The organism is Flavitalea plasmicola (genome assembly GCF_030546645.1).
In the GTDB taxonomy this organism is placed as follows: Bacteria; Bacteroidota; Bacteroidia; order Chitinophagales; family Chitinophagaceae; genus Puia.
Genome location: NZ_JAUOTO010000004.1, coordinates 878,532 through 905,456 on the forward strand (window position 1 = coordinate 878,532; position 26,925 = coordinate 905,456).

The 26,925-nt window shown below is 51.9% G+C and carries 27 protein-coding genes; 13 read left to right on the plus strand and 14 right to left on the minus strand.

Features of this window, described 5'->3' with window-relative positions; all coding sequences use genetic code 11:
- Nucleotides 1–80: 80 nt before the first annotated feature.
- Nucleotides 81–2,702 carry a DNA mismatch repair protein MutS gene (mutS, locus tag Q4E93_RS17795; RefSeq protein ID WP_303587476.1) on the minus strand — a complete coding sequence of 874 codons (2,622 nt, stop codon included), beginning with the start codon at nucleotides 2,700–2,702 and terminating at the stop codon, nucleotides 81–83.
- A gap of 117 nt (nucleotides 2,703–2,819) precedes the next feature.
- On the opposite strand from mutS, the gene Q4E93_RS17800 reads away from it, so the two are divergent.
- The 6 genes from Q4E93_RS17800 to def all read left to right on the plus strand — a co-directional run bounded on the left by Q4E93_RS17800 (nucleotide 2,820) and on the right by def (nucleotide 6,079).
- Nucleotides 2,820–3,374 carry an RNA methyltransferase gene (locus Q4E93_RS17800; protein ID WP_303587477.1) on the plus strand — a complete coding sequence of 185 codons (555 nt, stop codon included), beginning with the start codon at nucleotides 2,820–2,822 and terminating at the stop codon, nucleotides 3,372–3,374.
- On the plus strand, nucleotides 3,371–4,348 hold the full coding sequence (locus Q4E93_RS17805) for a UbiA-like polyprenyltransferase (RefSeq protein ID WP_303587478.1): 978 nt from the start codon (nucleotides 3,371–3,373) through the stop codon (nucleotides 4,346–4,348). Before Q4E93_RS17800 ends, Q4E93_RS17805 begins: the two co-directional genes overlap by 4 nt.
- 62 nt (nucleotides 4,349–4,410) lie before the next feature.
- Nucleotides 4,411–4,641: a DUF6364 family protein gene (locus Q4E93_RS17810; protein ID WP_303587480.1), complete on the plus strand. Its 231-nt coding sequence runs from the start codon at nucleotides 4,411–4,413 to the stop codon at nucleotides 4,639–4,641.
- A complete protein-coding gene (locus Q4E93_RS17815; protein WP_303587481.1) occupies nucleotides 4,631–5,050 on the plus strand; it encodes a type II toxin-antitoxin system VapC family toxin in 420 nt (139 codons plus the stop codon). Before Q4E93_RS17810 ends, Q4E93_RS17815 begins: the two co-directional genes overlap by 11 nt.
- A gap of 1 nt (nucleotide 5,051) precedes the next feature.
- Entirely contained in the window at nucleotides 5,052–5,468 is a 417-nt protein-coding gene (ruvX, locus tag Q4E93_RS17820) for a Holliday junction resolvase RuvX (protein WP_303587482.1), read from the plus strand.
- 32 nt (nucleotides 5,469–5,500) lie between these two features.
- A complete protein-coding gene (gene def, locus Q4E93_RS17825; RefSeq protein ID WP_303587483.1) occupies nucleotides 5,501–6,079 on the plus strand; it encodes a peptide deformylase in 579 nt (192 codons plus the stop codon).
- A 9-nt stretch (nucleotides 6,080–6,088) separates the two neighbouring features.
- Here def and Q4E93_RS17830 read toward each other — a convergent pair whose 3' ends face one another.
- Nucleotides 6,089–7,144, minus strand: coding sequence for an RluA family pseudouridine synthase (locus Q4E93_RS17830; protein ID WP_303587484.1), 1,056 nt, complete (start codon nucleotides 7,142–7,144; stop codon nucleotides 6,089–6,091).
- Between the two features lie 44 nt (nucleotides 7,145–7,188).
- Between Q4E93_RS17830 and lipB the strand changes: the two genes are divergently transcribed.
- Nucleotides 7,189–7,929, plus strand: coding sequence for a lipoyl(octanoyl) transferase LipB (lipB, locus tag Q4E93_RS17835; RefSeq protein ID WP_303587485.1), 741 nt, complete (start codon nucleotides 7,189–7,191; stop codon nucleotides 7,927–7,929).
- On the opposite strand, the gene Q4E93_RS17840 is transcribed toward lipB, so the two are convergent.
- Together Q4E93_RS17840 and Q4E93_RS17845 are read right to left on the minus strand one after the other, a co-directional pair.
- The gene (locus tag Q4E93_RS17840; RefSeq protein WP_303587486.1) at nucleotides 7,910–8,842 is read right to left on the minus strand and encodes a hypothetical protein; all 933 of its coding nucleotides are present in this window, start codon (nucleotides 8,840–8,842) and stop codon (nucleotides 7,910–7,912) included. The genes lipB and Q4E93_RS17840 overlap by 20 nt on opposite strands.
- Before the next feature lie 36 nt (nucleotides 8,843–8,878).
- Nucleotides 8,879–9,715 carry a 1-aminocyclopropane-1-carboxylate deaminase/D-cysteine desulfhydrase gene (locus Q4E93_RS17845; protein WP_303587487.1) on the minus strand — a complete coding sequence of 279 codons (837 nt, stop codon included), beginning with the start codon at nucleotides 9,713–9,715 and terminating at the stop codon, nucleotides 8,879–8,881.
- Between the two features lie 131 nt (nucleotides 9,716–9,846).
- On the opposite strand from Q4E93_RS17845, the gene Q4E93_RS17850 reads away from it, so the two are divergent.
- Nucleotides 9,847–10,689 carry a nucleotidyltransferase family protein gene (locus tag Q4E93_RS17850; RefSeq protein ID WP_303587489.1) on the plus strand — a complete coding sequence of 281 codons (843 nt, stop codon included), beginning with the start codon at nucleotides 9,847–9,849 and terminating at the stop codon, nucleotides 10,687–10,689.
- A gap of 32 nt (nucleotides 10,690–10,721) precedes the next feature.
- On the opposite strand, the gene Q4E93_RS17855 is transcribed toward Q4E93_RS17850, so the two are convergent.
- Both Q4E93_RS17855 and Q4E93_RS17860 read right to left on the minus strand, forming a co-directional pair.
- Entirely contained in the window at nucleotides 10,722–11,807 is a 1,086-nt protein-coding gene (locus tag Q4E93_RS17855) for a S1C family serine protease (protein WP_303587491.1), read from the minus strand.
- A gap of 8 nt (nucleotides 11,808–11,815) precedes the next feature.
- Entirely contained in the window at nucleotides 11,816–12,373 is a 558-nt protein-coding gene (locus Q4E93_RS17860; RefSeq protein WP_303587492.1) for an RNA polymerase sigma factor, read from the minus strand.
- A 206-nt stretch (nucleotides 12,374–12,579) separates the two neighbouring features.
- On the opposite strand from Q4E93_RS17860, the gene Q4E93_RS17865 reads away from it, so the two are divergent.
- Nucleotides 12,580–12,765 (plus strand): hypothetical protein, encoded by a 186-nt coding sequence (locus Q4E93_RS17865; protein WP_303587494.1) that lies wholly within the window; start codon nucleotides 12,580–12,582, stop codon nucleotides 12,763–12,765.
- Between the two features lie 72 nt (nucleotides 12,766–12,837).
- On the opposite strand, the gene Q4E93_RS17870 is transcribed toward Q4E93_RS17865, so the two are convergent.
- Both Q4E93_RS17870 and Q4E93_RS17875 read right to left on the minus strand, forming a co-directional pair.
- A complete protein-coding gene (locus Q4E93_RS17870) occupies nucleotides 12,838–14,076 on the minus strand; it encodes an MFS transporter (protein WP_303587496.1) in 1,239 nt (412 codons plus the stop codon).
- 10 nt (nucleotides 14,077–14,086) lie between these two features.
- Nucleotides 14,087–14,773, minus strand: a complete 687-nt coding sequence (locus Q4E93_RS17875; RefSeq protein WP_303587498.1) for a FadR/GntR family transcriptional regulator — start codon at nucleotides 14,771–14,773, stop codon at nucleotides 14,087–14,089.
- Between the two features lie 30 nt (nucleotides 14,774–14,803).
- On the opposite strand from Q4E93_RS17875, the gene Q4E93_RS17880 reads away from it, so the two are divergent.
- Both Q4E93_RS17880 and Q4E93_RS17885 read left to right on the plus strand, forming a co-directional pair.
- Nucleotides 14,804–15,355 carry an HdeD family acid-resistance protein gene (locus Q4E93_RS17880; RefSeq protein WP_303587500.1) on the plus strand — a complete coding sequence of 184 codons (552 nt, stop codon included), beginning with the start codon at nucleotides 14,804–14,806 and terminating at the stop codon, nucleotides 15,353–15,355.
- A gap of 78 nt (nucleotides 15,356–15,433) precedes the next feature.
- On the plus strand, nucleotides 15,434–16,483 hold the full coding sequence (locus Q4E93_RS17885) for a DUF6340 family protein (protein ID WP_303587501.1): 1,050 nt from the start codon (nucleotides 15,434–15,436) through the stop codon (nucleotides 16,481–16,483).
- A gap of 18 nt (nucleotides 16,484–16,501) precedes the next feature.
- Here the strand turns inward: Q4E93_RS17885 and Q4E93_RS17890 are convergent, their stop codons facing one another.
- The gene (locus Q4E93_RS17890; RefSeq protein WP_303587502.1) at nucleotides 16,502–16,972 is read right to left on the minus strand and encodes a response regulator; all 471 of its coding nucleotides are present in this window, start codon (nucleotides 16,970–16,972) and stop codon (nucleotides 16,502–16,504) included.
- Between the two features lie 162 nt (nucleotides 16,973–17,134).
- Between Q4E93_RS17890 and Q4E93_RS17895 the strand changes: the two genes are divergently transcribed.
- A complete protein-coding gene (locus Q4E93_RS17895) occupies nucleotides 17,135–18,124 on the plus strand; it encodes a type I glyceraldehyde-3-phosphate dehydrogenase (RefSeq protein ID WP_303587503.1) in 990 nt (329 codons plus the stop codon).
- Between the two features lie 51 nt (nucleotides 18,125–18,175).
- Nucleotides 18,176–19,372, plus strand: a complete 1,197-nt coding sequence (locus tag Q4E93_RS17900) for a DUF5009 domain-containing protein (RefSeq protein WP_303587505.1) — start codon at nucleotides 18,176–18,178, stop codon at nucleotides 19,370–19,372.
- Here the strand turns inward: Q4E93_RS17900 and Q4E93_RS17905 are convergent.
- The 5 genes from Q4E93_RS17905 to Q4E93_RS17925 all read right to left on the minus strand — a co-directional run bounded on the left by Q4E93_RS17905 (nucleotide 19,365) and on the right by Q4E93_RS17925 (nucleotide 26,827).
- The gene (locus tag Q4E93_RS17905; RefSeq protein ID WP_303587508.1) at nucleotides 19,365–21,539 is read right to left on the minus strand and encodes a glycoside hydrolase family 3 N-terminal domain-containing protein; all 2,175 of its coding nucleotides are present in this window, start codon (nucleotides 21,537–21,539) and stop codon (nucleotides 19,365–19,367) included. The genes Q4E93_RS17900 and Q4E93_RS17905 overlap by 8 nt on opposite strands.
- A gap of 72 nt (nucleotides 21,540–21,611) precedes the next feature.
- On the minus strand, nucleotides 21,612–23,501 hold the full coding sequence (locus Q4E93_RS17910) for a DUF8202 domain-containing protein (RefSeq protein ID WP_303587510.1): 1,890 nt from the start codon (nucleotides 23,499–23,501) through the stop codon (nucleotides 21,612–21,614).
- Nucleotides 23,502–23,628: 127 nt separating this feature from the next.
- Nucleotides 23,629–25,506 carry a M1 family metallopeptidase gene (locus Q4E93_RS17915; RefSeq protein WP_303587511.1) on the minus strand — a complete coding sequence of 626 codons (1,878 nt, stop codon included), beginning with the start codon at nucleotides 25,504–25,506 and terminating at the stop codon, nucleotides 23,629–23,631.
- Nucleotides 25,507–25,680: 174 nt separating this feature from the next.
- Nucleotides 25,681–26,118 carry a hypothetical protein gene (locus Q4E93_RS17920; protein ID WP_303587512.1) on the minus strand — a complete coding sequence of 146 codons (438 nt, stop codon included), beginning with the start codon at nucleotides 26,116–26,118 and terminating at the stop codon, nucleotides 25,681–25,683.
- Between the two features lie 118 nt (nucleotides 26,119–26,236).
- Nucleotides 26,237–26,827, minus strand: a complete 591-nt coding sequence (locus Q4E93_RS17925; protein WP_303587513.1) for a hypothetical protein — start codon at nucleotides 26,825–26,827, stop codon at nucleotides 26,237–26,239.
- Between the last annotated feature and the right edge of the window lie 98 nt (nucleotides 26,828–26,925).

Below are 26,925 nucleotides of genomic sequence, written 5' to 3' on the forward strand. Positions count from 1 at the left end.
GGGATGTTTTTTTGGGACAAGCGCGTGTCTCTGGCGGACAAAACGGGCTGAGGGATGGACGGAAAGAGGGCGCCGGAAGGTTATTTCAGGACGCTTTTTATCTCCTGCAGTTTCAGGAGGGCTTCCACGGGTGTCAGCCGGTTGATATCCATGCTTTCCAGCAGGCGCCGGATGGTTTCGAATGCTTCCGTATGCGCATCGAAGATGGACAGCTGCATCTTCGGTGCTGCCATGTCTCTGATCGTATCACCGACGGGGGAGTCTACGTGTTTGTTTTCCAGCTGGTGCAGGATCTCGTTGGCGCGTTGCAGCAGGGTTGCGGGCATGCCGGCCATCCTGGCTACGTGGATGCCAAAGCTGTGGGTGCTGCCACCCGGGGCCAGTTTGCGGAGAAAGATCACCCGGTTACCTACTTCTTTATTCGTGATGTGATAATTCCTTACGCGGGTCAGCTTGTTCTCCAGTTCATTGAGCTCGTGGTAGTGGGTTGCAAAAAGTGTTTTAGGCAGATGCGGTGAGTTGTGCAGGTATTCCGCGATGCTCCAGGCAATGGAGATGCCGTCATAAGTAGATGTTCCCCGCCCGATCTCATCCAGCAGGACAAGGCTGCCGGGAGTGATGTTGTTGATGATGCTGGCCGTTTCGTTCATTTCTACCATGAAGGTGGATTCACCTCCGCTGAGGTTGTCGGAGGCGCCTACCCGGGTGAAGATCTTGTCTGTCAGGGGGATCCTGGCCGAATCGCAGGGCACGAAGCTTCCCATGTGCGCCATCAGGGTGATCAGCGCGGTCTGCCGTAGTAAGGCGCTCTTGCCGCTCATATTCGGACCTGTGAGAATGATGATCTGCTGTGCATGAGGATCCAGGAGGAGGTCATTAGCGATGTAGGGTTCGCCGGCGGGTAAGTTCCTTTCGATGACGGGGTGACGGCTGCCTTTTAGCTCCATCTCATGCCCTGCGTGGAGGACTGGTTTTTTATAGTTGTATTGCAGCGCATTGCCGGCGAAACAAAGGAGGCAGTCCAGCTCGGCCAATACGTGGCCGTTCACCTGCATGGGTGCGATGCATTCCTGCAGGGCTGACACGAGCTGATCGTACAGGTCTGTTTCCAGTGCGAGGATCTTTTCCTCGGCGCCTGTGATCTGCTCTTCGTATTCTTTCAGTTCAGGAGTGATATAGCGCTCTGCGTTTGCCAGGGTTTGCTTCCGCATCCATTCACCCGGCACTTTATGCTTGTGGGTGTTGGTGACTTCCAGGTAGTAGCCGAAGACATTATTGAATCCTATCTTCAGGGACGAAATGCCGGATCTTTCCGCCTCTTTCTGCTGCAGCTCAACCAGGTATTCCTTGCCGCCGGAGGCGATCTTCCGCAAGCGGTCCAGATCCTCGTGTATGCCGGGTCGTATGGTGTCGCCTTTTGCGGCAGCGACCGGAGGATTGTCCATGATCGTGGAAAAGATCCTTTCCATGATGGGCTGACAGGGGGACAGCCGGGAAGCGAGCAGACGGACATGCTCATTGGGGAAGCCGGGGCCATCTTTTTTGATCTCGTCGATGTGTTGCAGGCCCCTCGCCAGCTGCAGCAGTTCCCGGGGATTGATCTTCTTCACGGGGATCTTGCTGACCAGCCTTTCTATATCGCCGCATTGTTGAATATGCCGGGACAGTTCACTGCGCAGGTCCGGGTCCTTAATAAAAAATTCGACGGCATCCAGACGTTCCTGGATACGGCTAGCATCCTTCAGCGGCATGAGGAGCCAACGTTTCAACAGTCTGGCCCCCATGGGTGAAACCGTATGGTCCAGCACCTTGAGAAGGCTTAATCCCTGTTCGCGGCCCTCGCCGCTGCCCAGCAGCTCCAGGTTGCGGATGGTGAATTTGTCCATCCACAGGTAGTCTTCCCTGTCTATGCGCTGTATCGAGCTGATGTGCTGAAGGTGGGGGTGTTCTGTGTCCTTCAGGTAATGGAGGACGGCGCCTGCCGCAATAATACCTTCCCGCATGTTGTCCACACCAAACCCTTTAAAGGAGTGGGTCTGGAAATGCCTGAGCAGGCTTTCCGATGCATATCCTTCCTCGAAGATCCAGTCTTCCATGGTATAGGTGTATACCCGGGATCCGAACATCTCTTTAAAATGTTTCTGAAAATTGCGCTGGAAGATGACTTCGGCGGGGCGGAGGGTTTGCAGTAATTTATCTATATATTCCGTATTGCCTTCCGCCACGAAGAACTCTCCCGTACTGATGTCTAAAAAAGCGATGCCCAGGTCGTCCCTGGCGTCCGGCCACTCGGGGGGGAAATAGACACCGGCCAGGAAGTTGTTGCTGCTGCCTTCCAGCAGCTTGTCGTTGGTGGCGACACCGGGTGTCACCATTTCCGTGACGCCGCGTTTGACGATACCTTTGGCGGCTTTGGGGTCTTCCAATTGATCACATATGGCCACGCGATAGCCCGCCCGTACCAGCTTGTGGAGGTAGGTGTCCAGCGAGTGATGGGGGAAGCCGGCCAATTCAGAAGCGGAGGCGGCCCCATTGTTGCGTTTGGTAAGGGTGATACCCAGCACTTTGGAGGCGATGATAGCATCTCCGCCAAAGGTTTCGTAAAAATCGCCTACGCGGAATAAGAGCACGGCATCGGGGTATTTCTGTTTGATGGCCCGGTGCTGTTGCATGAGAGGAGTGTCTGCGCTGGATTTTGCCATGGGGGGCAAAAATAAGAAAGCCTCAACAAATGGATGGTGAGGCTTTCGGTATGGGGATAAGTTGGTGGAAAGTAGGCAAAAAAGGCAAATAAAATCGGCCAGCGAAAGTATAAATGCATGAGCGGTAATTTACCTTTGCGCATGCGCAAACTGGGTATGGATGAACTGGGCCGGTTGTCGGTGGATGAGTTCAGGCAGTCGGAGAAGATGCCGGTGGTGATAGTCCTGGACAATATCCGCAGCATGCACAATGTGGGCAGCGTATTCCGGACGGCGGATGCCTTTCTTATCCGGGGGATCTATCTCTGCGGGTATACGCCAAGGCCGCCACACAGGGATATCCACAAGACGGCGCTGGGAGCGACGGAGACCGTGGAATGGAAATATTTCCAGGACATCCGGGAGGCGCTGCAGCAGCTGAAGGAAGAAGGGTATAAGGTCTTTGCGGTGGAGCAGGTGGAGAGGAGCATCCCCCTGCAGGAGCTGACGGCCCAACATTCCGGGAAGACCGTTGTTGTATTCGGGAATGAGGTCAGCGGGGTGGGGGAAGAGGCTTTAAAGCTGTGTGATGGTAGTGTGGAGATCCCCCAGTGGGGCATGAAACATTCGCTAAATATTTCCATTGCCGCGGGTATTGTCCTGTGGGAATTGGCAAGAGCATATAAACTATGAGTACAGTAAAGAATTATCTCAGCCTGATCCGTTTTTCACATACTATTTTCGCGATGCCATTTGCGATGATCGGGTTTTTTCTGGGGATAAGGTATTTTAATGACATGACAGGCTTTTTTGCCGGAGGATTTGTCAGTACCGCTCCTGTTTCTGCGGCGAAAGAAATATTAAAATACATGCCCCATTCATTTGAGGATGTGATGCTGAAGTTCCTGCTGGTAGTCGCTTGTATGATCTTTGCCCGCAGCGCCGCCATGGCCTTCAACCGCTGGCTGGACGTGAAATGGGATGCGCTCAATCCCCGCACGGCCATTCGTGAGATACCGGCAGGCATCATCTCGAAGAACAGCGCATTAAGATTCGTTATCGTCAATTGCCTGGCTTTTGTCGTTTGTACCTGGTTCATCAATCCACTTTGTTTTGCTTTGTCTTTCGTAGCCCTGGCCGTAGTGCTGGGGTATAGCTATACCAAGCGTTTCACTCCTTTCTGTCATCTCGTGCTGGGCGTGGGCCTGTCGCTTGCTCCCATCGGCGCGTATCTTGCGGTGACGGGGCATTTCGATCTCCTGCCCCTGCTCTTTTCATTTGCCGTTATTTTCTGGGTAAGCGGCTTCGATATCATCTATGCTTTGCAGGATGAGGAATTCGATCGCAAACAGAACTTATATTCCATGCCTTCATGGCTGGGAAAAGGCAAAGCGCTTCACGTCTCCGAGTTCCTCCATTTGCTGAGCACCCTTTGTGTGGCAGCCGCCGGACTCCACGGGCATTTCGGCTTATCCTACTGGCTGGGGGTAGCTGTATTCCTGGGCATGCTGATCTACCAGCACGCCATCGTCAAACCGAATGATCTCAGCCGGGTGAATCTTGCTTTCATGACCGCCAATGGCATCGCCAGTGTCGTTTTCGCGGTTTTTGTCATTTCAGACCTTTATTTGTCGGGAGGTCATGGATGGAATCTGAACCATCTATAAAAACGTATGCGCATAATATAGATTTATGCGTATATTTGCATTTTTAAAGACATTCACACTTCATGAAGGAGCGACTCAACCTTACCATAGACGCCGGGCTCGTCGAATCCATGAAAGCATATGCTGCCGGCAAGAATATGAGCGTGTCGGAACTGGTGGAAAGCTATTTCCGGACCGTCACCAAACCCATGCCCCGGACGAATATCCTGGATATGGTGGATCAACTGGAAACGCCGGCTTTTGACGTGCATGCGGACCTGAAGGACCAATACCATCGTCAAAATGGCGTTTAGAATATTCCTCGACACGGACATTCTCCTGGATTTCACGCTCAAACGTGAGGCTTATGCGTCTGCCCGGCGGCTGATGGAATGGGCGATGAATGGCAGGGTACAGATCTTTATCACAACGAATGTTGTCAATGTGACTGCATATTGGTTAACAAAAGCTTATGGAGCCGGGAAAGCCAAGGAGCTCCTGGCGGCCCTGCTGGCGGATATCCAGGTCATCGACATTGGTCACGAGATCGCGGTCAATGCCCTGCACTCCCGGATAACGGATGTGGAGCAAGCATTGCAATATTACACTGCACTGCACCACAAGCTGGATTATTTCATCACCCGGGACAGCACCCTGGATAAGGCTGCGAGCGCTGTATTGCCGGTGTGCCGGCCCGAAGAATTTATAAAAAACAACAGTTAGCATGTCCCGTATCATGGCCATCGATTATGGATTGAAGCGTACCGGTATAGCGGTGACGGACCCTCTGCAGATCATAGCCAGCGGGCTGACCACGGTGGAATCCCCCAGGCTGATCGCTTTCCTGAAAGACTATTTCAAAAAGGAAGTAGTGGAACTGCTGCTGGTAGGGTGGCCCACCAACTGGGACGACACTGATACCCATGGCACGCCCCTGGTACGCGAGCTGCTGTTGCGGCTGCAAAAGGAGTTCCCTGCCATACCTCTCCTCACTGTAGACGAACGATATACATCCAAAATGGCGTCGAGGGCCATGATCGAAATGGGGATGAAGAAAAAACAGCGGCAGAACAAGGCATTGGTGGATGAAATTGCCGCCACCATCATGCTGCAGGAGTACCTGGGCAGGAGCGGCAGGTGATTTATTATTTTTCTTTTAAATTTGCGTCCAATATGATTTTACCGATTGTAGCTTATGGCGATCCGATCCTGCGAACCGTAGGCAAAGACATTTCACCCGATTATCCCGGACTGGCGAAGTTGATAGAGGATATGTGGGAGACGATGTACTACAGCAGCGGGGTAGGGCTCGCGGCTCCGCAGATAGGCCGTGATATCCGTCTTTTTGTAGTGGATTCTTCCCAGATCTTCGAGAACCTGGAGGAGGACGAAAAGGACAAGTACCCCGACGGGCCCGGCATCAAGCAGGTATTTATCAATGCGCATATTGTAAAGCTCAATGGTGAGGAATGGGCTTATAACGAAGGCTGCCTCAGCATTCCCAAGATACGGGAAGATATATTCAGACATGAAGAGGTGACCCTGGAATACGTGGACGAGCACTTCGAGTCCCATACGAAGACATTCAATGGCATCTCTGCCCGTATCATCCTGCATGAATACGACCATATCGAGGGCAAGCTCTTCATCGACTATCTGAAGCCGTTGAAGCGCAAGCTGTTGAAAGGCAAGTTGGACGACATTACGCGGGGGAAGGTCAGGGTGGACTATAAGATGAGCTTCCCTAAATAAGCCGGCGTTTCACACAGGTCTGTGGGTGATATATCCCCTCCATTTTTCAATGAGCTGCTGCATATCGGCGGGCAGCTCGCTCTCGAATAGCATTTCTTTTCCGGTGCCGGGATGGACAAAGCCGATGGTCTTCGCGTGCAGGGCATGGCGGGGGCAGACGGCGAAACAGTTGTCCACAAATTGCCGGTACTTACTAAACACCGTACCTTTTACGATCTTATCGCCTCCATAGGTGTCGTCGTTGAAAAGCGGGTGACCGATGTGCTGCATATGTACCCGGATCTGGTGAGTGCGGCCCGTTTCGAGCACACATTGTACCAGGGTGGTGTAACCGAATCTTTCCAATACTTTATAATGGGTGATGGCTTCTTTGCCATGTTCGCCTTCGGGGTAGGCGTCAAAGAGCTTGCGAAAGCGCTGGTGCCTGCCTACATGGGCGACGATGGTGCCTTCTTCCTCGGCCAGGTCACCCCAGACAAGGGCCATGTACTGACGTTTGACCGTGTGGTCGAAGAACTGTTTGGCCATGCTGCGGACTGCCCGCTCCGTTTTGGCCAGGACCATCAGCCCGCTGGTGTTCTTGTCGATGCGGTGAACCAGGCCAAAGCGGGGGAGGTTGTTCTCGTTGATGGCATGGTTCTTTTGCTGCAGGTACCAGGCTACGCCATTGATCAGGGTGCCGGAATAATTGCCGCTGGCGGGGTGCACCACCAGGCCTGGCGGTTTGTTGATGATCATAATTTCCTCATCCTCATAACGGATGTTCAGCGGCATTTCTTCCGGAATGATCTCTTCGCCGTGCACTTCCTTATCGGAATAGACGACGATCTCGTCCAATGGCCTGATCTTATAATTGGGCTGCACCTGCTTATTATTGACCAGGACCATGCCGTTCTCCAGGCCTTTCTGGATCTTGTTGCGGGAGGCGTTCTCTATGCGCTGGACCAGGAATTTGTCAATGCGCATGGGTTCCTGTCCCTTGTCTACTTTCAGGTTCATTCGTTCGTACAGCTCTTCCGATCCGTCCGATGGCGTAGTTTCTTCCAGTTCCTGTTCTCCCGTCATGGCGCAAAGGTACCTATTCCCCGGGGAAATCGTAACTTTACCACATGCAAGAAGTGCTGTTCAGGGACCTGGGGAAAGTGGAATATAAGCAGGTATGGGACTACCAGGAGTCGCTCCTGCAGGAAAATGTCCGGATCAAAACGGAAGCCAAACGGCTGGCGGAAAGCGTGGCTGCCGGGGAGATCCCTGACGGGGAAGGGCCTTTCACGGCCAATTACCTGCTCTTTGTGGAGCATCCCCCTGTGTATACCCTGGGAAAGAGCGGCCATATGGAAAATGTGCTGATCGATGAAGACCGCATGCATCAAAAAGGAATCCAGTTCTTTCGGACGAACCGTGGCGGTGATATCACCTTTCACGGGCCGGGTCAGATCGTTGGCTATCCCATCCTTGACCTGGAAAGGTTCTATACGGATATCGGCAGGTACCTGCGCAACCTGGAAGAGGTCATCATACTTACCATGAGGACCTATGGTCTGCAGGGCGACCGGTCGCCGGGAGAGACCGGCGTGTGGCTGGATCCGGGTGTGAAAGGGCGGGAACGTAAGATATGCGCGATCGGCGTCCGGTGCAGCCGGTGGATCACCATGCATGGATTTGCTTTCAATGTAAGCACCGACCTGGATTATTTCGGCAACATCGTGCCTTGCGGCATACAGGATAAGCAGGTGACCTCCTTGGAAAAAGAGCTGGGGCGATCCGTCCCCCTTGAAGCCGTGAAACACGAGGTCCGGCGCCGGTTTGAGGAGGTCTTTGACGTGGCGCTCAGAACTCTTTCGGAATAAAAAACCTGTTCTTTTCCTTTAACTGACCGTCCTCATAGAGCTCGAACCTGAACCATCCCGCGTGGAGGAAGTTACTTTTATCCAGGATGAGGGAAGGGGCTTTGATAGCGGATATTTCAAACAACAATTTATTTTCTTCGTCAAAGAATTTGACGGCATAGTGTTTCTTCGCTGCGTCGGGCAGTGCGACCTGAATATTGCCATATTTGCCCGTGAACACATAGGAAGAGGCGCGGTAGATTTCTTTGGGTACGAAAGGGCGGATCAGCAGGCTGTCGCCATCGATGAAGATAAGCGTATCCTTGGTTTTGGTGAGCAGGGAATCCCTGAATGCGCGGATCCTGTTGCCGGGGATCTGTGTCAGCACCGTCTCCCCCTTTTTGATATATACAGTCTTTTGCACTTCTATTTCGCGTAATCCGCCCTGGATGCTGGAAGGGCTTTTGATCTGCGGTGTCCCTTTTACATGCTGCGGGTCCAGGAACATCACCCGCTGATGATCTGTTCTTGCCAGGATGGCATCGGACTCGTCCGTGTCGTCCTGCGTGGTATTCGGGGCAACGCCTGTATTCGTCTGTGGTTTTTTAGCGGCTGTGAAAAGGTATTTGCCCTCTTCCAGGACGATGAACAGGCGGTAATAGAAATTGGGATGGATGGCTTTCAGGTCCATGGCGCCATTCTCGGGCAGATGCGGGTCCGGAACGGTCAGGAGGGTGGTGAAATTTCTTAGGCTGTCGGAGGAACGCTGTATGCTTATCTGGGAGACCTTGGGATAGCGGTTATGCCAGCTGACAAGGATCTTTCCGGGACCCCTGGCTGTAACGGAGAACCTGGGAAGCGTATCCTGCGCACTGGCGCTCAATGAAAAAAAAAGGATGAAAGAAAAGGCCAGCGTCCTGAGCATAACAGGCATAACGAATTTATTGATAAGATGTTTTATATTCCAGACCTAAAAATACAATAATCCCGGCGGTAAACCCCTGTTGCCTTGTAAACCACCACTATGAATGACTAATAAACGTGAATCAGGCGGAAAATGATCTTTGCGGACCATATCCAGTGTAGCGTAAAACAATTTACCGGTGTAGACAAAATCCGACGGTATGCCGGTGGTCCTGTAAAAATGATTCATGAATTCCAGCAATTCCGGTGTGTGGCGGGCGTAACCTCCAAAATGATAAGGAGGCGCCAGCGCGGAGATGCCTATGACCTCCTGGCTGGTGCTTGCTGCCGCGGACAATCCTTTGAAGGTAGTGCCTGTGCCTACCGCGCACAGGATATGTGAATAAGGGCTGCTATCTATTTCCCTTAGGATGTCCATGCTACCTTTGATACCTGGCTCACCGGCGCCGCCTTCAGGGATAATGACGGCGCCAGGATAGCGCGTGGAGAGGCCGGCAAGGAATATAGGGTCGTCTTTCTGCCTGTAAGCTGTCCGTGTGATAAATTCCAGCCGCATACCATATGCTGCAGCAGCGGACAGGGTGGCTGATAGCCTTGCCGGCTTTTCGCCTCTGATGATACCCGTAGCGGACAAACCGGCTTCCCTGGCAGCGAAGGCGGACGCGATGATATGATTCGACCAGGCGCCGCCGAATGTAATGAGATGGCTGCCTCCACCGGCTGCGGCGATGCGCAGCCATTCTTTCAGCTTGAACCATTTATTCCCGGAAATGACAGGATGTATCAGGTCCAGGCGGAGGACGTCCATGCTGACATGATGTTGTGCCAGTTCAGGTAATTCGACGGTCTGGATAGATAATGGATAATTAAATGTCGGTTTCATTAAATTATCCATTAATAAATTGTCCATACTCTATGAGTAATTTTTTATTTTCGTGCATTAAATTAAAAATACGATAAATGCAACCAACACTTTTGATCTTAGCGGCCGGCATGGCATCAAGGTACGGCAGTATGAAGCAAATTCAGGGTTTTGGGCCCAATGGTGAAACTATCATGGATTATTCTATTTATGATGCTGTTCGCGCGGGGTTTAAGAAAGTAGTGTTCATTATACGCAAAGACTTTGCCGAAGATTTTAAAAATATATTCGAGCCTAAGTGGAAAGACAAGGTGGCTCTCGACTATGTGTTCCAGGACCTGCATGCCTATACCGGGAGCTTCCAGGTGCCAGCCGAGCGTACAAAGCCCTGGGGAACGGCCCATGCCGTCCTTTGTGCCCAGGAAGTGGTGCACGAGCCTTTTGCCGTCATCAATGCGGATGATTTCTACGGCCGGGATGCATTTGAAAAGGCATATGCCTTTTTGACAAAGGATGTCAATGACAAGCTGTATTCCATCATCGGCTATGAGCTGGCGAAGACCTTGTCCGACAATGGGACGGTGAGCAGGGGCGTTTGCCAGGTGGATGGCGGGGGCAACCTGGTCTCCATTGCCGAGCGTACGAAGATCTACCAGGATGGCGACAAGATCACGTATGAGGAGGGGGATAAGAAGTTCGAAGTTCCTTTCGATTCAAAGGTGTCCATGAACTTCTGGTGTTTTGCGCCTTCGGTGTTCCCGTATATCACCAAGCTTTTTGCGGAATTCCTGAAAGAGCAGGGAACGAATCCCAAGGCTGAGTTCTTTATTCCCATCATCGGGGACAAGTTCATCCAGGATGGGAAGGGAGCTATCAAAGTGATCCCGACGGATGCGCAATGGTTCGGTGTGACGTACAAGGAAGATGCGCCTGATGTCCAGGCAAGTCTGAACAAGCTGATCGCAAAAGGGGAATATCCCAACAAGATCTACTAATCATCAAAAAGGCGGGTATACCCCGCCTTTTTTTATTGCTTCACTATAAAGATACAATCCTGTATTCGCTGGACCTGGTGTTCCCTGTCCAGTCCCTTTATCGCTGAGGTCAGTGGGATGTGTATACGGCTAAGCGTGCTGTCGTTCCTCATGAGGTTCAGCGTATGTAAAATATTCTTGCTGCGGATGGCAAAGACGAATCCTTGCGCATCATGCTGGCTGCTCCGTATAATACCTACTACATCCCCGTCTTTATTGAGAACAGGTGCGCCGCTGTTGCCGGGGTTAGCCGGGACCGTGATCTGGCAGGTGACCGTATCGCCATCATAACCTGTTTTGGCGCTCATGTAGCCCTTGCCATAAACGATCTCATTACGGGGATAGCCCATGGTAAAGATCTCTTCACCCAGCTCCATGCCCGTCTTGCTGATGCCGTAGGGGATAGGAGAAGCTTTGAAGGTGCTGTCCTCTATTTTCAGAACGGCCAGGTCCGTCGTGTCATTTCGGTACACCAGCCGGGCTTTGTATTCACCCAGGCTATTCTGTACTTCTATGCGGCCCGTACCCTTCACTACGTGGGAGTTGGTGACCAGGTAACCTCTGGCATCTATGAGAAAGCCCGTGCCACCGGTGGTGAAGATGGCCCGTGAAGTTTCCGCGATCACCGTATTATTGCTATCGAGCTTGATGGCAACCTTATTCAGCCGGCTTTCCTGGACGGACAGGCGTCTGCCCAATAATTCAACCTGGGCACTGTTCAGTTTTGGCGAGAAGTAAGAGATAACGCTGCTGATGAAAAGCGCCGTCACCCCTGCAATGCTGGCTGCCACCCAGACGACCCTTTTGTATTTTTTCCAGAGGACCACCACCTTTGCAGGGCGTTCTTCACGGATCTCGCCTGTGGCGGAAAGTGCCTCATGGATCTCGCTGAGACGGGACTTCAGCTCTTTCGTCTCGCCATATTGGTTCATCTGGTTGAGGAAGATCGTATGCTCCACTACCATCTGATCGACGCCGGGATTGGACTTCCGCAGCTGTTCGAAATACACACGCTCCTCAGGCAGCATTTCGCCCCGGATGTATCTTTCGATGGTTTCTAATATGGTTGTCTCTTGCATAACGCTGCTTATTTTTTATACTGGCTAAATAATTTCTTCAATCGCATCAGGCACTTATACTTCTGATTTTTAGCATTATCGGCATTGGTATACCCGAAGCTGCCGGCTATTTCCACCATGCTTTTCTTCTGGAGATAATAAGCTTCCAGGAGACTTTTACAGGGCTCGCCCAGGTTTTTCATCGATCTTTCCATCACCTGGAAGTCAAGGTCTTTTTGTTCGTGCAGTTCCAGGTCTTCTTCTACGGGTACGGTCTCTTCCAACTTCTCAACTTCAGGAGAGATTCGTTGCTGCTGGCTGAGGCGTTTGAGCCACAGGCGGCGGCATACGGAATAGAGGTAGGTCTTTATAAGGCAATTCAGTTCAAAGGAGCCGGACTTCACTTTCTCGAACAACACGATCATGGCTTCCTGGAATATATCCCTTGCATCGTCGGGAGAACCATTGTTATTCAGGATCAGGGATTGCACCATATTATAATGCTGTTTATAAATGGTTTCGATGGCTTTTCGATCGTTTAGAGCCAGTCCCTGGAGTAATTGCTGTTCGTTGTTTGCGGTCCTCACGCTGATGCTATATTTAATACCGAAATGTAGGATTTGTAACCCAAGATAGGGACAAAAAAAGTAAAATAAGTCAGTTGTAGTATCAATCCGTGATTTTTACGCATGCTGAAAAATAATATATAAAAAACACTGAAAAACGGGGGTTACTTTTTGATCCTATAGGTATTAACTGGAAACCATTCAATTAACAAACAAAAAGTCTCAACATGAAAAAGTTCTTTTTCGTATTAGCAATCGGCGCTTTCGCAGCATGTAACAACAGCTCCAGCACAGAAACTAAAACTGATTCTACAGTTGTTAAGGATTCCGTTACTAAATCTGTTGACACCGTTAAGCACGATTCTACTACGGTTATCAAGGATACCGTTAAGAAGGATACCACCAAGAAATAAGCTTTTTTTCATATGGCAAACAATCGTTAGAGGCCGTCCCGTTCACGGGATGGCCTTTTTCTTTTTGGTTAGTTAAGACTTTTTTCGGGCCGTGGGCCTGTGGCCGACGTTGGGGAGGAGCCCGGTGAGCAATCCTAATAAGGGCAGGTAAGCGCAGAGATGGAACACGTAGCTGATGCTGGTGCGATCCGCCAGCTTACCCAACACGGCGGCGCCGATGCCGCCCATTCCAAAAGCCAGTCCGAAGAACAATCCCGCGATCATCCCCACTTTTCCCGGCACCAGCTCCTGCGCATAGACCAGGATGGCTGAGAAGGCCGAAGCGAGTATTACCCCGATAAATACAGTGAGCACACTGGTCCAGAAAAGGTTGGCATAGGGGAGCAACAGCGTGAAAGGCGCCACGCCCAGGATGGAGAACCAGATGACATATTTCCGGCCGATGCGGTCGCCGATGGGCCCTCCGATGAGAGTTCCGGCTGCAACGGAAAAAAGGAAGATGAACAGGTGCATCTGCGAACTCTGGACAGATACGTGGAACTTATCCATCAGGAAGAAAGTGTAATAGCTCGACATGCTGGCCATGTAGAAATATTTGGAGAAGATCAGCACCAGCAGGATGGCCAGGGCAAAAGCTACTTTTCTCCTGTTAAGCGCGGGATGGATATCCCCGGCAGTGCTTTGTTTCTTTTTGCGAAGGGTGATGTTCCGACTGTACCAGCTGCCGGTGCGCAGCAGCACGGCGATAGCGAGGAGGGCGGCCAGCGAGAACCACAATATCCGCGACTGCCCATATGGAGCAATGATCTGTGCAGCCAACAGGGGCCCCAGGGAGCTGCCTGCGTTGCCACCCACCTGGAAGAGGGATTGTGCCATACCTGTCCGACCTCCGGAAGCCATATGCGCCAGGCGTGAAGCTTCGGGGTGAAAGATGGAAGAGCCTATGCCCACCAGGCATACGGCTACCAGCACCAGGTGAAAACTGGCGGCCTGCGACAACAATACCAAACCCATCAATGTAAAACACATGCCGATGGCCAGCGAATAGGGCTGTGGTTTCCTATCCGTATATAGTCCTACGAATGGCTGGAGTAACGAGGCTGTCAGCTGAAAGCAGAAGGTGACAAGTCCCAACTGCCCGAAATCCAGGTGAAGGGATTTTTTCAGCAAAGGGTAAGTGGAAGGGATTAGGGATTGCATGGTGTCGTTCAGCAGATGCGAAACGCTGATGGCTACCAGGATGGGAAAGACGGTCTTTTGTGCGATGTCTTTGGAGACGGCGATGGGTTGACCTGCAAGTGTGTCGGACATGTTGAACTTTTTAGTGTGCTACGATCTTTGACGACCAGTACCAGGCTTTTTCAGCGTCCTGGTCGATGATGCTTTGTAACAGTGATTCGTGTAATTGCTGCGTACGGATAAATGCGCCGGTATCCTGATGCAGCTGGCGGAAATGCAGGGTCAGGTGCTCTGCAAATGCCCTGTACAGGTCCGCCAGGATGTCGTTGCGACTGGCGGCTGCAATAGCTATATGGAATTGTATATCGGCATGGATGGTTTCTTCCGTATCGCCCGCCTTTGCGGCAGCATCTCTTTTCTTCAACAGGGCTTTCATTTTTTCGATATCTTTCTTACTGCGGTGAAGCGCCGCCTTCTCTGCGATTTTCATTTCCAATAGCTGCCTTACCTCGTCGAGATCGTGCGCAGCGGCTCTTTTCAGCCGTTGGGACAGCGGTTCCGAGATGCCTTTCTGCTCTTCCACGAATGTCCCCGAGCCCTGCCGGACGCAAACCATCCCCGTATTTGCCAGTATGCGGATGGCTTCCCTGATGGTAGAGCGGCCCACGCCGAATTGTTCCATCAGCTCGGGCTCTGAAGGCAATTTTTCACCCGGCTGGTATTCGCCCAGGGATAGCTGCTGCTGCAGCTTGCTGACAACGGCGTCCGCCAGGGAATGGCGCTGTAAAAGTTGGTTTTTTGTAGCCATCATATCATCTGATGACTTCAAAAGTAGGGATTTTTTTCCATATCTTCCCGCATGCGAAAGAATTCTTCCATTTGGATCCTGCTGCTGACCGTCGGCGTTGTTTTTCTGATCATCGGCGTGCTGGCATTCACGCGGCCCCTGAACAGCTATGTAAAGCTTGCTAAGTATACGGGCGCCGGCCTTCTTCTGAATGGGATGCTCCTGCAGACAGTGATCGTCGCCAATAAGAAATATCCACGCGAGAACAGCTGGATGCAGGCCGAGAGCATTCTTCATTTTCTGTTTGCGCTGGTACTATTGTTCAATCCCCTGCTGTCATTTATACTTTTGCCTTATCTCATCGGGATCTGGATCCTGCTGGTGGGGATATTAAAGACGTTGGCGGCGCTGTATCTGCGCCGTGTCGTTCGTGGATGGAAGTTCATTCTGCTGGTGGGTATCCTTTCCATTATTTTCGGGGCGGGGCTTTTATCCTTTCCGTTTGCCAGGGCCGAAGGCATCACGCTCCTCATTGGGGCTTTCGCTTCCATCATGGGAGTCCTTTACATACTGGATGCCTTTTATTACAGGAAGAAGGAGGATACGCTGGATATGATGCTGTAAGGCCCTGATCCGCCAGCAGGCGGATACTAAATTTGCGGTAAATTCGTTCTAATAAGGCTAATCTCCAACGTCTTATATATGAAGAACCCCATTGCCTTCTTTTGCATCATCGCGGCCTGTTATTCCTGCAGCTCCACGAACTTAATGTCCCTCAATGCACCGCAACCTGCTGCTGTAAGCCTTCCGCCGAATATCAAGGCGGTGGCCGTTGTCAACAGGACAAGGGCGGCAGATGAGAATAAGGCCGTCGACGTCTTGCATAAGGTCGTTTCCCTGGAGAGCGGCACCCTCCAGGCTGAAGGAGCCAGGGCCAGCATGTCCGGCCTGGCTGACGAACTGATGAAAAACAACCGTTTTTCGGCCGTCAGGCCGTTGAATGACCTCGATCTCAGGTCGTTTGGAGCAGGTGTATTCCCGTCTGCTTTGCCGTGGGATACGGTGGAAAGAATATGCAGGGAAAGCAATACGGACGTGCTTTTCTCATTGGAGCTTTTCGATACGGAATCAAAGGTAAGCTATGGCGCCGCCCCCACCACCTTGAAGAGTATCGTAGGAAATATCCCGGCCATTCAGCAACAGATAAGCATGAACACCATGGTAAAGACAGGCTGGAGGATCTATGACCCCGCCGGCCGGAATATCCTGGATGAATTTGTTCTTTCAAAGAACCTCGTTTTTTCCGGTAGTAGCGTAAACCCCATGGCTGCGGCATCCGCGATCATCGGCCGTAAAGAGGCGGTTATCAGGGTCGGCAATGAAGCCGGACAAGCTTACGCTTACCGCATCGTACCCTATTCCATGCGCGTGTCGAGATATTATTATGTCAGGGGTAATGCTAATTTCACTGTTGCCACGCGCATGGCCAGGACCGGCAACTGGGATGGCGCCGCCAGGCTCTGGCAGCAGGAAACATCAAATGGCAGCAGAAAAATAGCCGGAAGGGCTTGTTATAACATGGCCATCATCAGCGAGATCAACGGCGACATCGCGGGGGCAATGCAATGGGCGCAAAAGGCGTATGAGGCCTTCAGCAATCGCCTGGCGCTGAGCTACCTGCAAGTGCTTAAGAACAGGGAGGCCGACAATGCCATACTGAGATCGCAGAGCGAAGTGTCCGCTGCGCCCTGAAGTGCTCAAACGGGATGCTCACTTTCCTAACCCATCCCTATATTCATAATACAACGTATGGAAGATCTCCGACACGTATGATTCTCCCTTAGCAAGCTGGCAATAGGTCTTACGGATCTCTTCGATGGATTCAAATCTGTGAACGTACGCATCGATGCCCGTCGTCGCCATATGCCCGATGATCGCCGGGTCATAAGCGCTGGAATAAATCATTATTTTCGGCTCTCCGAATTTTTTTTTCAGCTCGGCTACCGCCTGCTGTAAATTCCCAGGAAAGCCGTCCTGCAACGATCCTGCGATCACCAGGTCAAACCGGGTATTGGTGAAGGTCAACGATGAAAGCGCTGAAAAGAGATTATCGGAATATTCCACTATTACGGAGGAATCGATAGTGCGCAAGATCTCCCGGAACGCCAGAGGAATGATGGGAAGATCGTCAATGACCAGAATGCGGTCAGGAAATCCGGGCTTATGGTTCAATACTGACATGAGAGGCGAGGTATAAGGGTAATGCGGTTACATGGTTGTTCCCGGGCCCGGGACACTTGCAAAGGTATTAAAAATTGCCTTGTTGCCTGATCTTCTTTTCCAACGGGAAGAGATTGTCAATCAAGTAATCGATATTTGCCGTTCATTTCAAAATACTCTATTATGCGTGTAGCAATCAATGGAATGGGTCGTATCGGGCGGCTTCTGGGCCGCAGGCTCATCGATCTGCGGGGTTTGGAGCTGGTGGCCGTGAACGATATCATGGACACCGATAACCTGGCTTATCTTTTCCGTTATGATTCCGTGTATGGTACTTTGCCGTCGCCTGTCCTGCACCGGGATGGCAAGTTCATCGTCGGTACTAAAGAGATGGCTGTTTTCCGCCAGGCAGATCCCTCGCGTCTACCCTGGAAGGACCTGGGGGTCGATGTTGTATTGGAGTGCTCGGGAAAGTTCTCCCATGGCGAAGGGGTCAACCTGCACCTGGAGGCGGGCGCCAGGAAAGTGCTTTTGTCGACTACGGGGACTTCTGATATTCCCCTCCTGATCTATGGGTTTAACCAGCATTTGCTGACGGCCGACAGCCTGGTGATCTCACCTGGAGGATGTATGACCAATTGTTCCACTCATATCCTTTATCTGCTGAACTCCATCGGCATCACATCTGCTCACCTTAACATCCTGCATTCCTATACTTCCCGCCAGGAGCTGGTGGATGCTCCGCATAAACAGTTCCGCAGGGGCAGGGCGGCTGCGGAGTCCATTATCCCAGTCGAGATCGACCTGGCCGTCAGCCTGGAGCGGCTGATGCCGCCTTTGCAGGGAAAGATCGCTGCCGTATCGACCCGGGTGCCTGTTGCCAATGGCGCTATGGCGGATCTCACGGTTCAGATGCAGCGGCCGGTGACTGCGCGGGAGATCAATTCCCTCTTCAGCAAGGCTGCGCAACAGGAGTATAAAGGTATCCTGGAGTACAGCGAAGAGCCGCTGGTATCGCTGGATATCAAAGGCAATACGCATTCCTGCCTGATCGACGGCACCCTCACTTCCGTAGTAGGGAACCATCTCAAACTGGTGGCCTGGTTTGACAATGAATACGGCTATACCAGCCGGATGATCGACTGGCTATTCTATTGGAAGAAATTTTTATAGCGGCGGGAAATTTGGCCCGATTTTTAACCACAACCGAACAACGCCTATATTATGACAATGGTTTTCCGCCGGCTGGCTTCTGTAGATGCATTCAGGGCCATTACCATGCTGCTGATGGTCTTTGTAAATGACCTGGTTTCCGTGCAAGGGGTGCCCGCATGGCTGGAACATGCCGGCGAGATGGAGGACAGGATGGGGTTGGCCGACGTCGTATTTCCTGCCTTTCTTTTTATAGTGGGCCTTTCCATTCCCTTTGCCATTGCCAACAGGACGGCCAAGGGCTATTCACCCAAAAGCACGCTGATCCACGTCCTCTACCGGAGCCTGGCTCTCCTGGTGATGGGCATTTATAATGTCAACTATGAGAATTTTGTCAGGGAAGGGGCGATCATTCCAAAATATTGGTGGTTGTTGCTGGCGACCATCGCCTTTTTCCTTGTATGGCTGGATTATCCCCGGGAGATGAGCGTGACGCGAAAGCGCTCGTTGCAGGGAACAGGTATCCTGCTGCTGGTTGTTCTTGCGCTTGCTTACAAAGGAGAGGATAATGGACACACCATCTGGCTGCGGACCCATTGGTATGGGATCCTGGGGCTCATCGGATGGTGCTATCTCATATGCGCCTGTCTTTGCCTTTGGACGCGGGGCCGGCAGCCTGTGCTCTGGATATCTTTCTTCTTTTTTATAGGACTGTGCATTGCCGACAAGGCGGGCTTGTTGCTTGTACTAAAACCAATGCGGAATTTTTTCTGGATCGTGGGCAGCGGGTCTCTGCCTGCCTTGACGATGGGCGGCGTCCTGGCGGCCATCATCTATCGCAAAGGCGTCGATAGGGGTAAACCAGTCCCGAGCCTGCTGATCCTGCTCCTTTTTGCCGTATTGACGGCTGCCGCAGGGTTTGCGCTGAGGCCCTTCTGGGGCATCTCCAAGATCCGTTCGACGCCCTCCTGGATACTGCTCTCCATGGGCATCAGCCTGGCGACTTTTGCTTTCATGGCCTATGTCATGGACCTGAAGGGCCTGCGGAACTGGTATAAGGTGATAAGGCCTGCAGGCACCAGCACCCTGACCTGTTATCTATTGCCCAATATCCACTTCGCGGTCTATCATCTGATAGGGGAAAAGTGGCGGCTGCCTGCCAATCTGCGTACGGATGGCATGGGCATCGTCAAATGCATGCTCTATGCATTCTTCATTGTTCTCCTGACGGGTGTATTGGAGCGGAAAAGGTTCCGGCTGTCTATTTGACGGTGAAGGACGCCTGCAGCTTTTCATCCCGTGAATGACTACCCAGGACCACTTTATATTTTCCCGGATAGAGTTTCCATTTCCTGCTGGCCAGATCCCATTTCTGCAGGTCATTGACGGGAATGGAAAGGGTAAGCTTCTTACCATTGCCATGCGGGATGGACAGCCGGTGAAATCCTTTTAACTCTTTCACAGGCATCCGGTCGGAGGACGGATATTCGATATAGGCTTGTACGACCTCATCCCCGTCCATCGCCCCTTCATTCTTTACTTCTATCATGCAGCTGATGGTGTCTTTCACGGAGTAAGCGCCGTTCAACTGCCGCTGCCAATTATAGCTAAAAGACGTATAGCTGAGCCCATAGCCAAAAGGGTATTGGACGGGACCATTATAATAACGATAGGTCCTGCCTTTCATCCCATAGTCGGTGTAGGACGGAAGATCGTTAAAGCTCCGGTAGAAGGTCACGGGAAGGTGCCCGGAAGGGGAAAGTTTGCCAAACAGGATGTCAGCCAATGCATTGCCTCCCTGTTCACCCGGATACCATGCCAGAATAATCGCATCCACGTAAGGTTCGATGGATGTGAGGTCCACGGCGCTGCCTGCAGTAATGACGGCGATCAGGGGCTTGTTACGGATGCTTTTGCGCAGGGCTTTGATGTAGGCGATATGCGCTGCGGGGAGATCGAGGTCCACCTTGTCGCCGCCATGAGGGGCGAGGAAGGCATCCCCTTCTTCACCTTCCATCACCGGAGTGAGACCTATAACGGCGATGGTCAGGTCGGCATTGGAGGCCGCCCAGGTACCACCGAAATGGGTGGTGTCCTTATAATCGCTGCCCTGGTCGTATTCTATACGGACGCCGGCTCCTACAGCGGCGGTAATTCCTTCCACGAAGCTGACCATATGCGAAGCGACGCCATGATAGTTACCGGAAAGCGCATCGAAAGAATAGGCGTTGGGTCCTGCGATCATGATGGAATGATATTTATCCATGGATAAGGGGAGGATGGCCTTTTCATTTTTCAGCAACACCATGCTTTCCTGTGCAAGGGTTCTGGCAAGAGCGGTATGAGGAGCGTTATGAATGCTGTCCGCGCCATAGGAATGATAAGGGTCATTCGCTTTATCATCAAAGAATCCAAGCTTCATCTGGGTGCGTAACAAAGGCGCGAGTGCGGAGTCGAGATCGGCGTGCGTCAGCAAACCCTGGCGGACGGCCTGCAGCGCATCTTTTTGCAGGACATTGGAGCAGTCCAGGTTCACGCCTGCCTTGATGGCGGCTGCGGCAGTAGCCACGGGGCCATCGAGGACCTTATGGCTTTTGAAGATATCTTCCAGGGCTCCGCAGTCCGTCACTACATGGCCTTTGAACTTCCACTCATCTTTCAGTATGCGGTGCAGGAGGGTAGGACCCGTGCAGCAGGGTTCGCCATTTACACGGTTGTATGCGCACATGATGGATTCCACGCGGGCGTCCACCAATTTTTTAAATGCGTAGAGATAGGTCTCCCGGAGATCTTTTTCATCGACGATAGCGTTGAACGTGTGGCGGTTGGCTTCGGGCCCGCTGTGCACGGCAAAATGTTTGGCGCACGCCGATGCTTTTAAATAGGGGCTTTCATCGCCTTGTATGCCCCTGATAAAAGCCACTCCCATTGTGGCTGTCAGGAATGGGTCTTCTCCATAGGTCTCCTGGCCCCGTCCCCACCGTGGATCGCGAAAGATATTGATATTGGGGGACCAGAAAGTCAATCCCATGTATTGTTCAGGCCGGCCGACGCCTGCTGAGAGGTTGTACTTGGCTCTTGCCTCGGTGGAAATGTAACCTCCTGCCTGCCGCAGCAGCTGATCATCGAAAGTGGCGGCCATTCCGATGGCCTGGGGGAACATCGTTGCTTCCCCGGCCCTGGCGACGCCATGGAGCGCTTCATTCCACCAGTTATAGGCAGGAATGGAGAGGCGGTCCACCGCCTCGCTGCGATACCCCAGTAAAGAAACTTTTTCAGAGTCGGTCAATTGCCGAAGCAGGTCGTTCACCCTTACGGCCATGGGCTGGGAGGGGTCGCGGAACGAGGATGTCTTTTGAGCGGCGGCCGGAACGGAGCCTATAAGCCAGGCGGCTATCAGCAGCCTGTACGGAAGGGAGAAGATACGAGCGTTCATGGTAGTAATTTCGACTTGACTTTCGACGGCCAAGTTCGTTCAATTTCATGAACCGAACGCTATATCCGGACGCTATTTTAAAAAAGACGATGTTTTATTCTCCGCGCCAGCCTTTGCCTGTATAAAGTAAAGTCCGGGAGGGTAATGACTGACATCGATCGTTACCGGATTGCTGCCTTGCGACAGCGGATATTGCCGCTGGAACAGCAGCTTGCCCTGCCTGTCTACGATGCGCACCATCGTTGTACGGGCTTCCGGAAGCGAGATGTCCAGCTGCAGTTGGCCACCCACGATGGGATTGGACCTCAGCCGCAGGAATGTATTGGATGCTCCTGTAATAAGGATCGATCTCACCGGGCTGAAGCTCATATGACCTTGCTGGCCGGTGGCCCGGATGCGATAATACCAGGTACCGGGGCCTGGCTGTTCATGGTAAGAACAGGCAGCTGCATTTGTTGACTGCCTGCCAGGCAGGCTGCCGACGGGCGTAAAGTCGATGGAATTGGAGGATCGTTCTATATCCCACCGGATAATGTTGTCTTCATTGGCCATGGTCCATTGCAGGATGGCTGTCTGCTGCTGCGTCATGGCTTTAAAGTCCTGCCAGTCCATTCCAAGGACGACTGACGAGCCCGGCTTGGTAATAATGGTGAAGACAGCATTATTGGGTAGCATTACGCCGTTGAATACGACCAGGTTGCCCGAAAGGGAGGTGGCCTCGAAGAAGCCTTGCTGTCCAGTATTGAAATTGCCATCCCCATCCTGATCTATGACCAGCCAATAATTGGCGGCAGTGCTGCCTCCGGAGAGGCTGAGCCCTGTCTTATCAAAAGTCAATTTGACGCCTCCTACCGATCCGGTGTTCTGGGCCTTCCAGGTGCGGGTAAGCCGCCGGGAGGTGATGGCATTGGAGGGACCGATAGCAGCTGTAATGGTCTGTTCACTGAGGCTGCCCAGGTCCGAGCCGATCATCAGGAATTGCTGATTGGAAAGAGTGCCGATGGCTGTCAGGACCAGGTTGCCTTTGCCGGATAGTCCTGTGCCGGCACCTGATCCGGTGTTCATGCTATTGGATACGTTTTGGGCGAGGCCTGATCCAGGGTCGGCGCCGATGCCGAAGATATTATTCTGGTAGGTCGATTTGCCTGTCCAGAAAGTTACGCCTGTAGAAGACACGTAGTTCACAAGGCTGCCGGGTGTACCCAGCGAGATACCATATTTCAGCGCCAGGTAAGATTCCACCCTGTTCCTGTTGGCGGCATTATTCTGGCTGTACAGGATGATCTCGGCGATATCGCCTATCAGGTATTTGCCGTCCGCAGTGCTTCGTTCGCCTATCTGCGGCTTGATGCCTGTCATGGCGGTGGCGCGGGCGGTGAATCCCCCGTAAAGCATACCTATCCGGGCATCTACTCCGTTGCGGGTGAACACGTTTCCCACGCCGCTGGCAGTGAGGAGATTGACGGTGTCGTCGGGCGGCGCGGCCGTGTATACGAAGCCGATAGAGTCTGTTCCCATGCCGGAGTAACAATAGCCCGTGGCGCCTTCCGTCCCGCTGCGGAAAAAGTAACGGGCGGCATCATTGACGGCCGTGCCGCTGGTCAAGGGGGAGATTACAGTCCCTCTTTCTGAATTGGGCGCACCATTGTATATGACTACGGCCGTACATTCCGACCAGTCGATGTTGGTATTGCCTGTCAGTTTGGTGGATCCGGCAAAACGGACTACCGGGTGAAAATTGACGACGTTCGTTACAGTGGTGGGTGTGCCTGAAATAGAGAAAGTATTGACGTTCTTTTCGTCCTTCCATTGGGTAAGCGTGCCGCCTGCTGTGGGAAGCGCTGCATCGGCCTTCATCCACAGGCTGAGATTTGTACTTATTCCTCCGGGGCTTTGTGCGGAAGAGTCGGAGGATAAACTGACAAGGGCGACAACGATCAGAATAGGGTAGTTCCTGGTCATGTCATAGGGTTTGGATCGCCTACAAATTATAGCGTCCTTCTTTTAAAGCGAAGGTTTTGGGGATTAATTGACGTGCCCTAAGGGTAAACTCAGGCGGCCGGGTAATGGTCCACCCATCTTTGTCGTCCTATCGCGGGGCTGTCCAGCTATTATTGGTCACGTCCGCATCCACATAGATACCACCTTTCAATTCCAGCGACCGGATCTTTTTTCCGGAAGCCGGTGCAACGGTGATCTGCGTCATTTTTTCATTGTTGCTCCATGTCGCAGCGGTCAGGTGCTGTTTGTCGCTGCTGCCATCCGCATAATGGATCACCATGTCGAAAGGAATCGCAAATCCGCCGATGTTATTGATAAGGACATTGTTCCCTTCCACTTTGTCGATCGCGAGGTCGATGTAGTTATTGGTGAAGAACCAGTTGTTCCAGAACCAATTCAAATTCTTCCCCGCGACATTGTTGAATGTATAGAAGAAATCCCAGGGAGTCGGGTGCCTGCCATGCCAGCGGGCCATGTATTCATGAAGGCATTTTCTGAACAGATCGTCACCCAACATGTCTTTCATGGCCAGGTAGGCAAGGGAAGGCTTGCCGTAGGCGTTGTTGCCGTAAGCGACATCCTTCAGGACATTGGCTGGTGTGATAATGGGCAGATCCTCCTCCTGTGAAGGATCGTAGATATAATTGTTGACGCGGAACTGCCTGTAAAAGTTTTCGGCTTTTTCGACGCCCAGGTCTGCCCTGCCGATGAGCAGCTCGAAGGTAGTAGCCCATCCTTCGTCCATAAATGCGTACCGGGCTTCATTGATACCCATATAGAAAGGGAACCAGGTATGCGCGATCTCATGTTCTGCGACAAACCGGGAAAAGATGGGATCCTCAGTGGTATTGTCATTCACCATCATAGGGTATTCCATATCCGCATAGCCCTGGAAGATAGTGGTTTTTGGAAAGGGGTAAGGGATACCCGGCCAGTTATGGGACAGCCAATCCAGGGAATGACGGCCGAATTCCACCATTTGATGAAAATCCTCCGCCGTGTCATTGTAGGCGGACTGTACACTGGCCCTGCGTTTGGTGGCGTCATCGACCACCACGCTGGAGGCGTCCCAGACAAAGTGGTTGCTGAGACCAACCGTCACGTCGGTGATATCGTCTGCTGTCCATTTCCAGGCGTTGACGGCATTGGGGGTGGTGACCCGATGTTTGAGGAGATCCTCTTTCGTGGCGATGTGCAGGATATCATCGGTGGACATGGAGGCCGCCAGTTTTTTTGCGCAGGCGGGTGTGAGGACGGCCTCCGCATTTTGCAGCGTCCCCGTTGCCCAGACTATATAGTCCTTCGGTACATTGACAGTAAGGTGATAGTCATTGAAATCATTATAGAATTCCTGCTGGTCGGTGAAATCCAGTCTGTCCCATCCATTATAGTCGTCGTATACGGCTACGCGAGGATAGAAATAGGCAAGGAAAAAGGTGGTGGAATCGATCATCCCCTCCCGGTTGCTTTCCAGCGATATTTCGTAATGCCAATCGAAGGACAGCTGGACGGAGTCATGCGGAGCGACAGGTCTGTCCAGACGAAAAGCTTTCCAGGTTGCGCCAGCTCCTTTGGCGGGGAAGGGCCTGGAGCGCCCGTTTTCGGAAAATGCGTCGATCTCAGTCCCGTTGGTGAGATATTCGGGGCTAGCTACGCCATACCGGACCGCTCCCGGACGATGGATGTTCAGGATAAGCCTGATGACGGGGGATTGTATAGTATCCGGGCTGTTGTTGATATAGGTGATCTGTTCGGTACCCCGGATGGTCCGGTCGGGGGGCGCTGCGTTGATAACGATGTTATACCGGCCTTTGTTCTGCCAGTAATTCGGCCCGGGCCGACCGTCCGGGGAGCGGGTGCCTCTTTTATAAGCATCCTGGATATTGCGGGGGGTATAAAGGGTTTGGCTGAGCAGTATTGGTTGCGCGAAGGCCAGCGCGAGGCAGCAAAATATGAATTTGATCATGCGGGCAAGGTAGAAAAAAATTATGAACGGCATTCGCCGTTCATAATTTTGCCAGCAGCAATCGTTTTGAATGGGGTTTCTCGCCGGACGCAAGGATCTCCCTTTATAAATTTACGGAAACTGTACTATTTTCCAATATGCTTTCTTAGGGCGGCCCGCTGTATCTGGTCATGACTATAGAAAACTGAAACTCATGGCATATCTGATGAACCGGCTTGCATTTTCATTGTTGATGTTATAAAGAAGAATGGTAGCCTTGCCTCTTTTGATGAGCCAGGTAGATCGGTTGGGGTCAAAAGGATTGCCATCCATATCCAGCTGATCCCGGTGGTTCAGTGTATTTAATTTGTAGAGCAGCAGCCGTTCCGTTTCGCGCTTGTCCATGATGCGGTAAGATGTATCATGGAAATTTTCACCGTAGGGGTCCAGGTGCACAAATACCACTTGTTTTTCAGGATAGAGGAAGCCGAAAGCGTCAAAACCGGAAGTATAGGTGCACAGGAGGCCGGCGGGTAATTTAATCCTGAATAAAAGAGGGCGGATGAATTCATTGTCGGACCTCGGGATCATATTGGTATTGAACAGATAGACTACAGAATCCTGGTAGTACATGGTGGAGTCGAAGTGAAAAGAGGGTGAAATGGGAGTTCGTGTTGTAAGGGCCAGATTGTTTTGGCCTTGACAAAGACCGAAGGATAGGATATGACATGAAAGGATGATAAAGGTAATTTTAATTTTCGTGGGCATGTAGTCGAACGAATGTTGTAAAATCACTGAAGTATTGTTTAAAGATGGTTCCTTTCTGATTATAAAAGACGATCACCCGCGTGTATATGAACTTCTCTTCTGAACTGCCTGATCCGAATGGAACGCTGGTACTATTCCCGGTGCTTAGATTGGGAAGTTTTTTTCTTTCAAAGGACAATATCACACTTGCCTGTCTCCGGCCCCGGAAATTGATGGCCAGCCTGTCGGTGTCGGAAGGATCTGGCTTAAAATATGGGATCACGTCTCCTGCAAGGCTGTCCCCATGCGTATGTACATCGTAAGCGGGTTCGTCGCCTTTTATGGAATCCAGGTCCACCCGTACCTTCCGGTTGGCAATGCTGTCGATGCGATCCTTTAAGCCCTGCACAATGATGGACACTTTCCCTTTTTTTCCTACAAAGAACTGGTGTTCGTACCCTCCGCTGGCTATTGCAAGGTCAAAAGCGTGGTTCATGGCCCCGAGGACCTCTTCCGTCGGGTAATCAATGACCTGCAGGTCCCTGATCGCCTGCAAAAAATCCTTCGAATTCGTGTCGGGCACAAGTACGATCATTTTTTTGGAGCGATCTCCTCCAGGGAGAACTTTCGTTATTCCGCTTATACTTGTATAAGTTATCTGAATTTCTTGTTTCGCAGTTTCATTTTTTTGAG